The sequence below is a fragment of the Bacillus cereus group sp. BfR-BA-01382 genome, assembly GCF_022663475.1.
GTDB classification, from domain to species: domain Bacteria; phylum Bacillota; class Bacilli; order Bacillales; family Bacillaceae_G; genus Bacillus_A; species Bacillus_A thuringiensis_S.
The window spans coordinates 1-16,333 of sequence record NZ_JAKUFQ010000043.1 but is presented as its reverse complement, the minus strand read 5'-3'; the positions used below and the strand labels follow the sequence as shown (position 1 = coordinate 16,333).

Sequence of the window (16,333 nt, the reverse complement as noted above, 5' to 3'; positions counted from 1 at the left end):
TACCTTCTATATAAGTTCTTTTATATTATCCTTTCCCTTAAAGCGACTTTTAATGAGTAAATATTGTTCCATTTCATACACAAGTTGAACAAGTTTCGCACGTATCTCAAATTCTTCGCGTGTAGCTGGCAATGGCATGTCTCTAAATAATTCCCTCATTTCTTGAAGCTGCCTTAAGGAAATAACGCCAGTACTCTCAGGGCTAATAGCATTACCAATGTTTTCAACAACATCTGCAATCATGTCAGCTTGTTCATATGTCCACGATAAAGAAGCTGCTAGTGGTATCATTCGCTCTAAAATTTCGAATTGTTGCATACGCATATTAAAATAACGATAGTAATAATCATCTTCTCGCATAAATGCATTCTCAAGTTTTTTAAACGATAAATCTCTTGCCTCATTTAACATATTCTCGGTTTCAATGAGTTCTGCTCCACTCCAACTACTTTCTCGATTTCGTAAATACACAACCATTTCAAACAAAATCGTTTTAAAATTACTCTCTATTTTATCTTGATACTCTTTTAGCTTATTTTCACTACTCGGCATATACATATTCACTAATAGAGCCACGCTAATCCCTATCGTTAATATAGCAATTTCATTTCCAACTATAAGCCATGTAATTTGCTTCAATGAATACAGGTGCATAACAATAACTGAGCTCGTGACAATACCCTCTTGAATTTTGAGCATAACTGCAGTCGGAATAAATGTAAGTAACAATATGCTAATTGCAAGTGGTGTATAGCCAATCGTTTCAAAAATACAAAACGCGAATACCATTGATAATACACACGCTAGAAAACGATGTAACGACACTTGAAGCGATTTGCGCTTCGTATTTTGTACACATAAAATAACTAAAATACCCGCTGAACTATAAAATTCTAATCCTAATAACTGAGCAATAAAAACTGCCGCGCCTGTCCCAATTGCTGTTTTTACTGTACGATATCCAATTTTAAACATATCATTACTCCTATATGTATAAACGTATTTACAGTTAGTATAAAAAAAGGATGACACAATGTCATCCTTTTCTACTTATTATTCACATAACCTTTTCATATTACAATATTTTTTGTAAAAATTGTTGCGCACGTTCACTTTTCGGCGCTGCAAAAAATTCTTCTGGCACACTATCTTCTACAAGCTTTCCTCCGTCCAAGAAAAGAACACGATCTGCCACTTCTTTTGCAAAGCCCATTTCATGTGTAACGATAGCCATCGTCATTCCTGTCGTAACTAACGATTTCATAACTTCTAACACTTCTTTCACCATCTCTGGATCTAGCGCCGATGTCGGTTCATCAAATAACATAACTTCCGGTTCCATCGCTAACGCTCTTGCAATTGCTACACGTTGCTTTTGTCCTCCCGAAAGACGATTCGGATACGTATCTTTTTTATCTACTAATCCAACCTTTTCTAAAAGTTTCTCCGCTTTCTTTTCAGCTTCTTGCTTCGTTACCCCTTTTACATTGATAGGAGCATACGTAATATTTTCTAATACAGTCATATGAGGAAATAAGTGAAAATGCTGAAATACCATACCGACATTTTCACGAACATGCATAACATTCGTTTTCGAATTCGTTACTTCTTCCGTTCCAATCCAAATGTGACCATCCGTTGGTGCTTCTAACATATTCATACAACGTAAAAATGTTGATTTTCCTGATCCAGAAGGTCCTATAATTGCAACTACTTCCCCTTTTTCAATCGTTGTTGTAATTCCTTTTAATACTTCGTTTTTACCAAATGATTTATGAAGGTTTTCAATTTTAATCACTTTTCTTCATTCTCCCTTCAATTGCCTTCCCGACTAATGTAAGAATAATGACTAACATATAATAAATGAGTCCAACAAAAAGTAATGGTTCAAGATATTTAAATGTCTCACCGCCTACGATGTAAGCACGACGCATTAAATCAGTCGCGCCTATTACTGTTACTACAGCCGATTCTTTCGTAAGTGTCGCAAATTCGTTCACAAGAGCTGGTAATATATTTTTTAATGCTTGAGGGAAAATAATATTTCTCATCATTTTTCCGTACGGTATCCCTAAAGCCATCGCTGCTTCTGTTTGTCCTTTATCAACTGCTTGAATACCAGCACGAATCACTTCTGACATGTATGCACCTGAATTCAAGCTAAATGCAAGTACAGCTGCTAAGAATGCTGGTATTTCATAACCAATTATTTGCGGGACGCCGAAATAAATAATCATTAATTGCAATACAAGTGGTGTACCACGAAAAATTGATGTATAAAAATCTGCTGCTATATTTAACGCTCGTATTCTAGCAATTTTACAAAGTGCTAATAATGTTCCTAAAATAAATCCTGCTAAAGCTGATACTGCTACAATTTTCAAAGTAACTTCTAAACCTTTTAGTATATATGGTATCGAAGGCGTAATCGCCGAAAAATCTAAGTTCATCCTTTTCATTCCCCTCAAAGAAAAGTGAAAGGCAGCTTATTTTTCGCTGCCAAACCATTTCTTCACTAATTTATCCATTTCTCCATTTTCTTGCATTTTTTTAATTACTTTATTAAATTCAGCTGTTTTATCACTATTTTTCGGAAGGGCAATTGCTGCGCCAACTTCTTCTGGCGCTTCTTTAATTTCAATTCCTTTTAAATCTTTCATTTTCTCTAAATAATTTTTAGCAACTGTGTCTTCTATAATTGCAGCGTCAAAACGACCAGCTTTAATTTCTTGTACGATTTCTGGTATACGGTCACGTCCCTCAACTTGGAAATCTACTTGTTTTTTAAATTCTGCTGCTTTCTCTTCTTGAATAGATCCTGTTTGTACTCCTACTTTTTTCCCTTTTAAATCCTCTACAGATTTAATATTAGAATCCTTTTTAGAAACGACCATATTTTTCGCAACAAAATAAATATCTGTAAAATCAACATTATTTTTACGCTCTGCAGTTGGCGTCATACCTGCCATTACGAAATCAACTTTTCCTGAACTAAGAGATGCTAATAAACCACCAAAGTCCATATCTTTCACTTTCACTTCATACCCAAGTTCTTTTCCGATATATTTAGCAACATCAACATCAAAACCAATAATTTCATCACTTTTTGAAGCTTCCACGTATTCATATGGTTTATAATCTGCTGAAGTCCCCATTACGAGTACTTTCTTATTTCCTTTTGTTTCTTTCGATTCCCCATTACTACAAGCGCTGAATATACTTACAATTAAAATAAGTGCAAACGATATTGATAATAACTTCTTCATCTTTCTTCCCCCTAATAATGTATATTTAAAAGTTTAATAGAATATTTATTCGATATTTGTATTGTATCAGCACTTTTATTTTTATGCAATATATAAAATAAAAAATAAATAAAATAACAATATAAACGCTTTTTGTCGTGTATAAAATAATGCATAAAATAACATAACTATGCATATCTCAGAAATTAAAATAATAAATAAAAAAGGCGGCACATCCACTTGATTGTGGACGTGCCGCCTTTTTTATTATTTTTTATAGTTCTTCACAATTCTCTTCGAAATACGATTGTAGTTTTGCAATAACTTGCATCGGTTCATGACCTTCAATTTCATGACGCTCTACCATCGTTACAATTTTTCCATCTTTTAATAAAGCAAATGATGGAGAAGAAGGTGGGTACCCTTCGAAATATTCACGCGCTCTTGCTGTCGCTTCTTTATCTTGACCTGCAAACACCGTTACAAGGTGGTTAGGACGTTTATCATAATGTACGGAATGCGCAGCAGCAGGACGAGCGATACCACCTGCACAACCACATACAGAGTTTACCATTACAAGTGTTGTTCCATTTCTTTTAAATGCTTCTTCTACCGCTTCCGGCGTCGTCAATTCTGTATATCCAGCAGAGACAATCTCTTCACGCGCTTGGCGGACAACATCATTCATAAAAAAGTTAAAATTAATCACTCTTTTCCCTCCTCTAAAACTACCTATTTGTATCTTACCAGTTAATGTTTATGAAATACAAGTAAGTTTACTTGTATTTAAGTATAGAAAAGGTGTTAGAGCACTTGCTCTAACACCTTTTCTTTAATGACCACGATGTTTTTGCTTTGCTTTTTGTACTTTAATTAAACGTCTTCTTTCTTTTTCAGCTTCTCGCTTCTCCTTAGACTGCACTTTCTTTTCTTGTTTATGCAATTCATAAGATAAACTAATCGCCTCTTGCGCCTTAGTAAAACGTTTAACATTTGTTTCTTTTGCTGTTTGTCGTATGATACGCTTTATATTTTTAGGACGCTGTTTTTCTTTAACTTCTACACCACATTTTGCAAAATGCTGAAAATGCTCTAAAAGTGAACCATTCACAAACATAAGCACTTCTTCATCTGACGGTTCCGCTCCAAAAATATACCTCGCTCCATACAATTTCCCTTGTTCTTTGCATGTAATAATTCCAACAAAAAATTGGCCATCATGATATACTGTCAACTCCATTGACAGCCCCTCCTTTAAAAAATTAGAAATACGGGACATCCCGGAGGGGAAGGTTACTGACATGAAATCATGCGTCTGGACTACCAACCAGAGCTGTGTTTTTGTATTTCTTTCACTTTTATTATATCTTTTTTTCCATAATATTCATATATTCAGCAATCATTTTTTTATGCGATCCCACAATATAGTCAGGTAGTTCTGTTACTGAAAAGAATTTAAGCTGAACTGCTTCTTCTTTATTCATAACAAAATCCCCTTCGTATTCATCCGTATAATAGGCGGTTGTTACAGATTGAAATTCATCACCGTTTGCTAATTTTGTAAAGTAGTTCGCTCCAGAAAATACATTGATTAGTCGCAAGTTCTTCACTTTTATTCCTGTCTCTTCATATACTTCACGATAAGCTGTTTCTTCTGGTGATTCACTAAGCTCCATTAGTCCGCCAGGTAGCCCCCATTTTCCGTACGGCTCTGTCCGCTGCTGCAATAAAACATAACCATTTTCATTTATAACGAGTACAACAGCACCAACTAAAATTAAAGGGCGATGACCAACTATTTTTCGTAATTCTTCTACATATCCCACCGTATCGCCTCCTTTTTCGTTGTCCACACTATTGTATCATATGTACAAAACGACAAAATGCGTATATTTTTCATTTTTTTAACAAAATATTTATTTTATGTGATTCATCTACTGTAGCTAACATAATGGATTCAATTTCCGCACTCTTCTCTAAAAACTCTTTTGCCCACTCTTCTGTTTTTCCTATTAAAGCGAGAACGTCCTGTTGAATCCTTCCATTTTTCACTAAAATGAAAGAAACTGGAGACCTTCTCCCCGCCACTTTTAGATCCCGCCGTGAAGCTGCTTCATATTCTGGATACTGAAATATAGAAACAACGCCACTCGCTTCCCATAATGCTAATTTAACCGTTTGAATATCGCTCACATTTCGCATGCGAAGTTCCGAAAATAAATATTCCGCCGTAATTCTCGCCTTTTTCAAATTGCTAAAATCAATGGAACCATTGTGTATAAGAATGATAGGTGCTGGCTCTAAAAAGCGTCTCCATCTATCCCATTTCAGCATTAAAACTGAGCTTATAATATGAAGTACAACAAGTATGAACGTTGTAATCATCGAGCCCAGTAACCCTACTTTTTCATCAGACAATGCGTTAGAAATATTCCCACCAAGCAATAACACTAATACAACATCTAAAAAACGAAGTTGTGCGATAGACCTTTGCCCCATCGCTTTCGCAACTAATATTAAAAATATGTATGCTATAATAGCCCGAATAACCCATTCACTATTAGAAAGATGCCGTGCTCCTTCAAAAATATGCATATGCATCAATTTGCACTCCTTACCCGTCTCAAACTGCTATCCTGTTTTAGTTTGCAACGTTTATGAGCATATATGTAAAAAAGCTGATTCGTTTAAAAACGAACCAGCTTTTTTTACTTAACTGAAAACATATATTTTTTATAAGTTTTCCGTACCGATAGTATGAGCCCCATCATAATCATATTCGAGAATAAGGAACTTCCCCCATACGATAAGAAAGGTAATGCAATACCTTTTACAGGCATTAATCCAACGATCATACCGATGTTTTGGAATATTTGAACTGTTAATATACCAATCGATCCAGCGCATAATAATGTACCAAATAAATTATCAGCGGAATAACCAATAATAATTGTTCGATATAGTAGTAATAGGAACAAGAAGACAACTAACGCTGCTACGATAAACCCACCTTCTTCGGCAATTGTAGCGAAAATAAAGTCAGTATGCTTCTCTGGGATATAGACGCTTCCTCCCCCAAACCCTTTACCTTCCATTCCTCCACTACCTACAGCTAAAATCGATTGTTGCGTTTGGTAACCTTGATCTGCATTTTCAAATGGATTTAACCAACCTACAATACGCGACTGTTGGTGAGGTTTTAGTAAAGTAACTAAATTATTATAGAAAAAATCTTGATACTTAAAGAAAATAAATATTAAAGCAGATAATATGGTCAACGGAATAACTGTACATAATGCTATCAATTTCTTTTGTATACCTGACATAAATAAAATACATGCAATTGCAGCAGCATATAAGAACACCATACCTGTATCCGGTTGACTATATACAACCGCCATAGGCGGAAGTGACACTAGCATAATTTTACCTACTAGCTTTAAATCTGTTTGGAATGTCCTTGCCATATACTGTGCATTATGTTTCACTGCTATACTCGCTACTACAAGAAGCAATGCAATTTTGAAAAACTCAGACGGCTGAATTTGTCCAAATACTGGGAAAACAAACCATCTTTTTGCACCTAATTTTTCAGGTGTAAAACCTGATGGTGGTAATACTTTCAAAAGAATAAGTGAAGCAAACCCAGCAATATAAAGCGGCCAAGACAATTTTTGCAACTGATCTAAGTCAATGCTAGCAATAAGAAGTAACAATACAACCCCAATTATGTAGTTAATCCCCTGCTTCATAGCAAAGTTTGCAGCTCCATACTGTCCCGTTTGCTGACTGCTATATATAGCAGCTATACTCGTCACACATAGTGCACACAAAATTAAAATTAATTTTACATCTAAACTTTTTAGAAACTCGGTACTTCTTTTCATGACATCCTCCTGAAACATTGTTACAGCAAAATAAAAAACCAGGAGTCAACATTCTTCATGTTTTGACGACTGATTACACATTATCTATAAAACACTTATATAGAATAACTCTCTTTTTCATACAATACAATATATTATACTACAGTTTCATCAGTAAGATTTGCCAAAAAAATTATTCTTTTCTTATTTTATATCCATATACCATATATCAGCAATGTATTTTCGTAAATTCCTAATACATAATCGTTTATTGTAAGATTACTGGGAAAGGTATTTATACATATAGTAGGATGTAGATGAAGAAATAAGACGATAAAAAGCTCGCATAAGCGAGCTTTTTATTAATATACAGATGTATTGTTTTCTGACATGTTTTCTAAAATTTCTTTAACACGTCCTAAGAACTTACCACAGATTAAACCATCAAGTACGCGGTGATCAAGTGATAAACATAAGTTAACCATGTCACGAGCACCGAACATACCATTATCCATAATTACTGGGCGTTTTACAATTGATTCAACTTGTAAAATAGCCGCTTGTGGGTAATTAATAATACCCATAGATTGAACAGAACCGAATGATCCTGTGTTATTAATTGTAAATGTTCCACCTTGCATTTCGTCTGCTTTTAGCGATTTCGTGCGTACTTTTCCTGCAAGTTCTGTAATTTCACGAGCGATACCTTTAATTGTTTTCTCGTCCGCTTGCTTAATTACTGGTACAAATAATTCTTCCTCTGTTGCAACAGCGATAGAAAGGTTAATATCTTTCTTCTGAACAATTTTATCGCCAGCCCACATTGAATTAATTTGAGGATACTCTTTTAACGCTTGTGCCACTGCTTTTACGAAGAAAGCAAAGAACGTTAAGTTAAAGCCTTCACGCTTCTTAAAGTCACCTTTAATTGAGTTACGGTATGACACAAGGTTTGTCACATCTACTTCAATCATCATCCAAGCGTGTGGTGCTTCGTGTTTACTGCGTAACATGTTTGCTGCGATTGCTTTACGCACACCTGTTACTGGAATTTCGATATCTCCAGGCATTGTAGGTACAGAAACTGGTTTCGCAGCTTCTACTTTTTGCGCTACTGGTGCTGCTTTTGGTGCTTCTGGGCGAGCTTCTACTACTACCGCTACAGCTTCCTCTTTCTTCGCACCTGCTAGTGGAATATTTCCAGATTCCACTAGCTTTAAAATATCTTTACGAGTGATACGGCCGTTTGCTCCCGTACCCTCTACTAAATCTAAATCAACGTTATGCTCACCCGCAAGTTTTAACACAGCTGGTGAAAAACGTGGTTTTCCATCAGTTGGTTGTTTTACTTTCGGTGCTTTTTCAGGCGTAATTGCTGCTGCCTTTGGTTCTTCTTTCGTTTTTTCCTCAACAGCTGTTGCTGCTACTTCGTCTGCGCCTTCTACTTGAATCACACAAACTACTTCACCTACAGCTAACGTATCACCTTCACCAGCGATTAACTCTTTCACAATACCAGTGAAAGAAGATGGTACTTCAGCATTTACTTTATCAGTCATTACTTCTGCAAGCGGATCATACTTGTTTACGTGATCGCCAACATTAACGAGCCATTTACTAATTGTGCCCTCTGTAACGCTCTCCCCGAGCTGAGGCATTGTAATATTTTCTACAGCCATGTATAGTCCCCCCGATTAAAATTCCGCAAGTTCACGCATTGCTTTTTCAACTTTATCTGGATTTACCATAAAGAATTTTTCCATTGTTGGTGCATATGGCATTGCTGGAACGTCTGGACCTGCAAGACGTGCGATTGGCGCATCTAAATCAAATAGACAGTTTTCAGCAATAATTGCTGCCACTTCACTCATAATGCTTCCTTCTTTATTGTCTTCTGTTACAAGAAGAACTTTACCTGTTTTAGAAGCTGCTTCAATGATTGCTTCTTTATCTAATGGATATACAGTACGTAAATCAAGAATGTGTGCAGAGATGCCATCTTGTGCTAACTTTTCAGCTGCTTGAAGAGCAAAATGAACACATAATCCGTACGTGATAACTGTAATATCATCACCTTCACGTTTTACATCTGCTTTTCCGATTGGTAATACGTAGTCATCCTCCGGCACTTCACCTTTAATTAAACGATATGCACGTTTATGTTCGAAGAATAATACTGGATCTTCATCACGAATGGCTGCTTTTAATAAGCCTTTTGCATCATATGGTGTAGAAGGGATAACGATTTTTAAACCTGGTTGGTTTGCAAACATCGCTTCTACAGATTGTGAATGATACAATGCACCGTGAACCCCCCCGCCAAATGGTGCACGGATTGTAACTGGACAAGTCCAATCATTATTAGAACGATAACGAATTTTTGCTGCCTCAGAAACAATTTGGTTTACTGCTGGCATGATGAAATCAGCAAACTGCATTTCAGCGATTGGACGCATACCATACATTGCTGCACCAATTGCTACCCCAGCAATTGCAGATTCTGCAAGCGGTGCATCAAGCGCACGATCTTCACCAAATTGATCATACAAACCGTGTGTCGCTTTAAACACGCCACCTTTTTTACCAACATCTTCTCCTAAAACGAATACTTTCTCATCGCGTTCCATTTCTTCGCGCATTGCTAATGTAATAGCATCAATATAAGACATTACAGCCATGAAACGTTCCCCCCTATTCTGCGTATACGTGCTTCAATGCATCTTCAGGTGCTGCATACGGAGCATTTTCTGCATATTCTGTTGCTTCATTTACGATATGCATAATTTCGTCTAACATTTGTTTTTCCGATTCCTCAGTTAACACACCAGCTTCTTTTAAATAAGCCGCGAATGTTATAATTGAATCTTTTTTCTTTGCTTCTTCTACTTCTTCTTTATCACGATAAACACGATCATCATCGTCACTAGAATGTGCTGTTAAACGATATGATACTGTTTCAATTAAAGTTGGGCCTTCACCACGACGACCGCGATCTGCTGCTTCTTTTACAGCTTTATATACTGCAAGCGGATCGTTTCCGTCTATTGTATATCCAGGCATACCATAACCAATTGCACGATCTGATACGTTTTTACATGCTAATTGTTTTTCAACCGGAATAGAGATTGCATATTTGTTATTTTCACACATAAAAATAACAGGTAGTCTGTGTACACCAGCAAAGTTTGCCCCTTCATGGAAGTCACCTTGGTTTGAAGAACCTTCTCCAAATGTAACGAACGTTACTAAATCTTTCTTCTCCATTTTTCCAGCTAGTGCAATACCAACTGCATGTGGTACTTGCGTTGTTACTGGAGATGAACCTGTAACAATACGATTTTTCTTTTGACCGAAGTGACCAGGCATTTGACGACCACCAGAGTTTGGATCTCCAGCTTTCGCGAAAGCAGACAACATAAGCTCTTTAGCTGTCATACCAAATGCTAGTACAACACCCATATCACGATAGTATGGTAATGCATAATCTTTCTCTCTATCAAGAGCGAACGCCGCTCCAACTTGTGCAGCCTCTTGTCCTTGACAAGAAATTACGAATGGAATTTTACCAGCGCGGTTTAATAACCACATACGTTCGTCGATTTTACGTGCAAGTAACATCGTACGGAACATTTCTAATACTTGCTCATCACTTAAGCCAAGCTCTTCATGGCGCTTTTCTTTTACTTCTGCCATTTTTCATAACCTCCTAAATCCACATTTTTATGCGTGTAACGCTCTTCCATCTACAGCAAGTGCTGCTTCACCAATCGCCTCAGATAATGATGGATGCGGATGAATTGTATGTGCTACTTCCCAAGGTGTTGCATCAAGTACTCTTGCAAGACCAGCTTCAGAAATCATATCTGTTACATGTGGTCCAATCATATGAACACCAAGAATGTCATTTGTCTCTTCATCAACTACAAGTTTTACGAAACCATCTGATTCTCCGTATACAAGTGCTTTTCCGATTGCGCGGAATGAGAACTTACCTACTTTTAACTTATAGCCTTTTTCTTTCGCTTCTTGTTCTGTTAAGCCAACAGAAGCAACTTCTGGACTGCTATATACGCATTTTGATACCATAGAGTAATCAATTGGTGTAACTTCTTTCCCTGCAATATGTTCTACTGCAGCAATTCCTTCATGAGAAGCAACGTGAGCAAGTTGCAAACCACCGATTACATCTCCAATTGCGTAAATATGCGATTCTTTCGTTTGATAAAACTCATTTGTTTGAATGTATCCTTTTTCCACAACGATATCTGTGTTCTCTAAGCCAATATTTTGCGTATTCGCTTGTCTTCCAACAGATACAAGCATTTTTTCAGCTTTAAATTCTTTATTCTCACCGTTATGTTCAGCTTGGATTGTTACTCCATTATCTTTTACCAATGTTTCTGGTAATACTTTTGCACCAGTTACCACTTTAATACCTTTTTTCTTGAATAGACGTTGCATTTCTTTTGAAACGTCTTGATCTTCTAGTGGTAATATCGTTTTTGCATACTCTAATACTGTAACTTCTACACCGAAGTCAGCAAGCATAGATGCCCACTCAATACCGATTACACCGCCACCAACGATAATAATCGAACTAGGAAGCGTTTCCATTTTTAGGGCATGATCCGAAGACATTACGTATTCTCCATCTAATTCTAAACCTGGTAATGAATTTGGACGAGAACCTGTTGCAACAAGTACATTTTTTGGAATTAACATTTCATTCTCTTCTCCACTTGCAAGTTCAACTGAAATTGTCCCTGGCATAGGAGAGAAAATAGACGGGCCAAGAATACGACCAATACCTTCAAACACATCAATTTTACCTTGTTTCATTAAATGTTGAACGCCTTTATGAAGCTGCGTTACAATCTTCTCTTTACGCTCTTGTACTTTCGCAAAGTTTAGTTCTACATTGCTTGCAATAACTCCGAACTCTTCGCTTTTTTTAGCAGTTGCATATACTTCCGCACTACGTAAAAGAGCTTTACTAGGAATACATCCTTTGTGTAAACAAGTACCACCAAGATTTTCTTTTTCGACTAGTGCTGTTTTTAATCCTAATTGTGATGCACGAATTGCAGCAACATATCCACCAGTACCGCCGCCAACGATGACTAAATCATATTCTTTTGCCATTATCTCAACCCCTAGCTACCGTTTCTTTTTCACGTACAACGTATTCTTTTGGAGCTTCTTCTTCACGTAACACACGAAGTGCTCCTTCTGCTAACGCTTCTAACTCATCTTCGCCTGGATGTACGATAACATCTGCAATCCAGTCCACTCGCTCTTTTATTTCATCGACAAGAATTTTACTGTATGCCAGTCCACCAGTTAATACGATTGCATCGATTTTCCCGTGAAGTACAGCGCTAGCTCCGCCAATCTCTTTTGCAACTTGATATGCCATTGCCTTATAAATAAGAGTTGCTTCAGGATCACCTTTTTCAACCATTTTCTCTACTTTAATCGCATCATTTGTACCGATTAAACTTACAAGTCCACCTTGTCCGACAAGTTTTTTAATCATTTCATCACGGTAATACTCACCAGAGAAACACATTTCTACTAGTTGCCCTACTGGTACTGTACCAGCGCGCTCTGGACTAAATGGTCCTTCTCCGTTTAAACCGTTATTCACATCGACTACTCTTCCTTTTTTATGAGCACCAACTGTAATGCCACCGCCCATATGTGTAACTAATAAATTTAAATCCTCGTATTTGTGATTTAACTGTTCAGCTACTTTACGAGCAACTGCTTTTTGATTTAATGCATGGAAGATACTTTTGCGTTCCATACCAGCAATGCCACTTATACGAGCAACCGGCTCCATCTCATCTACAACGACAGGATCCACAATGAATGCAGGGATATTTAATCCAGAAGCAATTTCATATGCCAAAATGCCTCCAAGGTTTGAAGCGTGATGACCGCTAAAGCCATTTTTCAAATCTTCTAACATCGCATCGTTTACTGTATAAGTACCGCCTTCGATTGGACGAAGTAATCCACCACGTCCACAAACAGCGTTTAATTTTGAAATGTTAATACCATGAGAATGTAGAACTTCTAAAATCGTTTCTTTTCGAAACTCATATTGGTCGATAATTCGCTTATATTTTCCAATCTGTTCTACGTCATGACGAATCGTTTCTTCTAGAACGGGTCTTTCATTATCAAAAACACCAATTTTTGTGGATGTACTACCTGGGTTAATAACAAGAATTCGATTTACAGACAATGTTGCTACCTCCACTAATAAATTCAAAAGGAAGCGGAAACCTCATAAGAGGTAACCACACCTTTTGTAAAAGTTATATATGAATGATTAGCGACGGCTAATAATATCGTGACCGTTGCGTAAGTAAGTGCTACGAGAATTTTTCAAGCTTGCAATGCGCTCTTCAGCTAGACGATCTGCCGCTACATAAGTTGCTATGCCATCGCGTTTTGAAATTTCGATTACTTTTGCAATCGTGTCATAAATAGACTCAACACGTTTTAGTGCACGTTCTCTATTGTATCCATATAATTCGTCTGCTACGTTAATTACGCCACCTGCATTAATTACATAATCTGGTGCGTATACAATACCCATTTCATGAATGATGTCACCGTGACGATCTTCTTTTAATTGGTTATTTGCAGAACCTGCGATTACTTTTGCTTTAAGTTGTGGAATAGTTTCATCATTAACTGTTGCGCCTAATGCACATGGTGCGTAAATATCGCATTCAACACCGTAAATTTCATTTGGTTCAACTGCTGATGCACCGAATTCTTCTACAGCACGTTGTACAGCTTCTTTATTAATATCTGTAACGATTAATTTTGCTCCTTCAGCGTGTAAATGTTTGCATAGATGATATGCTACGTTACCAACGCCTTGAACAGCAATTACTTTTCCTTCTAAATTGTCAGTACCGAAAGCTTCTTTTGCAGCTGCTTTCATACCACGATAAACACCGTATGCAGTTACTGGAGATGGGTTACCAGAAGAACCGAATGATGGTGAGATACCTGTTACAAAGTCAGTTTCTTCGTGGATAATATCCATATCATCTACTGTTGTACCAACATCTTCAGCTGTAATGTATCGTCCGTTTAGTCCTTGGATATAACGTCCTAGTGCACGGAACATTGCTTCACTCTTATCTTTACGAGGATCACCGATAATTACTGTTTTCGCACCACCTAAGTTTAAACCAGCTGCTGCGTTTTTGTATGTCATCCCTTTTGCAAGACGCAATGCATCTTCAATCGCCGCTTCTTCAGAATCATATGTCCACATTCTTGTTCCACCAAGAGCCGGTCCAAGTGTTGTATCATGAATTGCAATAATTGCTTTTAAACCAGATTCTTTATCTTGACAAAATACCACTTGCTCATAATCATATTTTTCTAAGTATTCGAAGATTTCTAATGTCATTGTCGTTTCCCCCTAATGTTTTACCCTTTTTGGTTTATTTTGAAGCAGTCGCAACTGCCAATGCTAATGAATATACTTTTGTTTCTGCTGAATCAGCACGAGATGTTAAAACAATCGGTGCTTTTGCGCCAGCAATCATTGCTCCTACTTTTGCATCCGCAAAGTATACGAGTGATTTATATAGCACATTTCCAGCTTCAATCGTTGGGACGAGTAAAATATCTGCCTTACCTGCTACATCACTTACTATGCCTTTATGCTCTGCTGCAATTTGTGATACTGCATTATCTAAAGCAAGTGGTCCATCAACGATACAATCTTTAATTTGTCCGCGGCGATTCATTTGTGTTAACATCGCTGCATCAATTGTCGCCTGCATCGCTGGATTCACAACTTCTACTGCTGCAATTGGTGCCACTTTTGGCAAGTCGATTCCTATTGCCTGGGCAACTTCTACAGTATTTTGTATAATAGCAGCTTTTTGTGTTACATCAGGTGCGATGTTCATCGCTGCATCTGTAACGAAAATAAGACGATCATAATTTGGAACTTCAAATGCTGCTACATGTGAAAGTACGCTACCTTTACGTAGGCCCCACTCTTTGTTTAACACAGCCTTCAAAATATTCGCTGTTGGGATGTTCCCCTTCATAAGCACGTCTGCCTCACCATTTCTCACAGCTTTAACAGAAAGTTCTGCAGCCTCTGCATTAGACATTGCTGCAATCACTTCAACATGTTCTGAAGTTTGTAAACCATGTTCTTGTAGCATCCCCATTATTTTTTCTTGATTTCCATATAGACGAAATTGAGCTAGCTGTAATTTAATTGCTTTCGCTACAGCTTCAATTACTTCATGATCTTCAGCTACTGCTACAGCTACAGTTTTTTTAGGCTGTCCCGCTGCTTGATCAATTAAGTATTCTAACTTCATATTTTGTAATCAACCCTTTCCGTCGTCCCTCGTCTATTTATAAAGCAAATACCGTGCCAACTTTTAAAAGTGGTCTTACCAATAATGAAAACGCATTCAAAATGCAGTAAAATCAATACTTTGGAAAATAACAAAAGATTCTGTCTTATTTTGTCGCTTTTTGTATACCATGCAATAAATTGCACAGTACGCAATTTATTGCATGCTATTTTTTGCATGGTCATACTTTTCTAGCTTATAATATAAATTTCGTACGGAAATTCCTAACGCTTTTGCAGTTTGTGTTTTATTCCCATCAAATCTCTCCAAATATTCATGAATAATATTCCCTTCAAACTCTGTCACTAAATGTTCAAGTGGCTTTTCTTCTAATTCAGGTAATAAATGAGATTGCTTTGACTCCACCTGCTCTTCGTTATGTAATGGTGGTAAATGTTGTACATCAATATATATCTCGTTATAATTCATAAAAATAATCGCTCGTCCTAAAATATTTTCAAGTTCTCTCACATTCCCTGGCCATTCGTATGATTGTAAATATAAAATAGCTGAATCAGTGAGCCCTTCTACATTACGACCATAATCTTGATTAATTTTTTGAATCAACCTGTCCGCAATTTTCGGTATATCTCCTTTACGTTGACGAAGAGATGGAATTTGAATTGGAATTTTATTTAATCGATAATATAAATCCTCCCTAAACTTCCCTTCTAGAATAGCCTTTTCTAAATTCACATGTGTCGCTGCAATTACTCGAACATTAATAGGTATCGCTTTCGTTCCACCAACTTTTACAATTTCTTTTTCCTGCAATACACGAAGGAGTTTCGCTTGTGTATTTGCAGATAAC

General features: G+C 36.9%; 17 protein-coding genes. All 17 read right to left on the bottom strand.

Features of this window, described 5'->3' with window-relative positions; translation table 11 throughout:
• Nucleotides 1-6: 6 nt before the first annotated feature.
• Nucleotides 7-975: an aromatic acid exporter family protein gene (locus tag MR160_RS17715; RefSeq protein WP_000472671.1), complete on the bottom strand. Its 969-nt coding sequence runs from the start codon at nt 973-975 to the stop codon at nt 7-9.
• Nucleotides 976-1,075: 100 nt separating this feature from the next.
• On the bottom strand, nt 1,076-1,798 hold the full coding sequence (locus MR160_RS17710) for an amino acid ABC transporter ATP-binding protein (RefSeq protein WP_000590207.1): 723 nt from the start codon (nt 1,796-1,798) through the stop codon (nt 1,076-1,078).
• Nucleotides 1,791-2,450 carry an amino acid ABC transporter permease gene (locus MR160_RS17705; protein ID WP_001046915.1) on the bottom strand — a complete coding sequence of 220 codons (660 nt, stop codon included), beginning with the start codon at nt 2,448-2,450 and terminating at the stop codon, nt 1,791-1,793. The genes MR160_RS17710 and MR160_RS17705 overlap by 8 nt, the downstream gene beginning before the upstream one ends.
• Nucleotides 2,451-2,486: 36 nt before the next feature.
• A complete protein-coding gene (locus tag MR160_RS17700) occupies nt 2,487-3,266 on the bottom strand; it encodes a transporter substrate-binding domain-containing protein (protein WP_000735462.1) in 780 nt (259 codons plus the stop codon).
• 253 nt (nt 3,267-3,519) lie between these two features.
• Nucleotides 3,520-3,933: a BrxA/BrxB family bacilliredoxin gene (locus MR160_RS17695; protein ID WP_001979317.1), complete on the bottom strand. Its 414-nt coding sequence runs from the start codon at nt 3,931-3,933 to the stop codon at nt 3,520-3,522.
• 144 nt (nt 3,934-4,077) lie between these two features.
• Complete coding sequence (locus tag MR160_RS17690) at nt 4,078-4,485, bottom strand: YjdF family protein (RefSeq protein WP_000424202.1); 408 nt, start codon at nt 4,483-4,485, stop codon at nt 4,078-4,080.
• Nucleotides 4,486-4,606: 121 nt separating this feature from the next.
• On the bottom strand, nt 4,607-5,071 hold the full coding sequence (locus MR160_RS17685) for an NUDIX hydrolase (protein WP_000542552.1): 465 nt from the start codon (nt 5,069-5,071) through the stop codon (nt 4,607-4,609).
• A 70-nt stretch (nt 5,072-5,141) separates the two neighbouring features.
• Nucleotides 5,142-5,846: a DUF421 domain-containing protein gene (locus MR160_RS17680; RefSeq protein WP_000550956.1), complete on the bottom strand. Its 705-nt coding sequence runs from the start codon at nt 5,844-5,846 to the stop codon at nt 5,142-5,144.
• A 107-nt stretch (nt 5,847-5,953) separates the two neighbouring features.
• Nucleotides 5,954-7,132, bottom strand: coding sequence for an FtsW/RodA/SpoVE family cell cycle protein (locus MR160_RS17675; RefSeq protein WP_000831177.1), 1,179 nt, complete (start codon nt 7,130-7,132; stop codon nt 5,954-5,956).
• 341 nt (nt 7,133-7,473) lie between these two features.
• Complete coding sequence (locus MR160_RS17670; RefSeq protein ID WP_086402847.1) at nt 7,474-8,790, bottom strand: dihydrolipoamide acetyltransferase family protein; 1,317 nt, start codon at nt 8,788-8,790, stop codon at nt 7,474-7,476.
• Between the two features lie 15 nt (nt 8,791-8,805).
• A complete protein-coding gene (gene bfmBAB / locus MR160_RS17665; protein ID WP_000290071.1) occupies nt 8,806-9,789 on the bottom strand; it encodes a 3-methyl-2-oxobutanoate dehydrogenase subunit beta in 984 nt (327 codons plus the stop codon).
• 13 nt (nt 9,790-9,802) lie between these two features.
• Nucleotides 9,803-10,804 (bottom strand): 3-methyl-2-oxobutanoate dehydrogenase subunit alpha, encoded by a 1,002-nt coding sequence (gene bfmBAA, locus MR160_RS17660; RefSeq protein WP_242297812.1) that lies wholly within the window; start codon nt 10,802-10,804, stop codon nt 9,803-9,805.
• Between the two features lie 27 nt (nt 10,805-10,831).
• Nucleotides 10,832-12,253, bottom strand: a complete 1,422-nt coding sequence (gene lpdA, locus MR160_RS17655) for a dihydrolipoyl dehydrogenase (protein ID WP_001051295.1) — start codon at nt 12,251-12,253, stop codon at nt 10,832-10,834.
• A 4-nt stretch (nt 12,254-12,257) separates the two neighbouring features.
• On the bottom strand, nt 12,258-13,361 hold the full coding sequence (buk, locus tag MR160_RS17650) for a butyrate kinase (RefSeq protein WP_000115782.1): 1,104 nt from the start codon (nt 13,359-13,361) through the stop codon (nt 12,258-12,260).
• 87 nt (nt 13,362-13,448) lie between these two features.
• Complete coding sequence (locus tag MR160_RS17645; protein ID WP_000171355.1) at nt 13,449-14,549, bottom strand: leucine dehydrogenase; 1,101 nt, start codon at nt 14,547-14,549, stop codon at nt 13,449-13,451.
• A 34-nt stretch (nt 14,550-14,583) separates the two neighbouring features.
• Nucleotides 14,584-15,483 carry a phosphate butyryltransferase gene (gene yqiS, locus MR160_RS17640; protein ID WP_000764673.1) on the bottom strand — a complete coding sequence of 300 codons (900 nt, stop codon included), beginning with the start codon at nt 15,481-15,483 and terminating at the stop codon, nt 14,584-14,586.
• Between the two features lie 195 nt (nt 15,484-15,678).
• The coding region (locus MR160_RS17635; RefSeq protein ID WP_242297811.1) for an AAA-type ATPase lid domain-containing protein at nt 15,679-16,333 on the bottom strand (655 nt) is incomplete at its 5' end.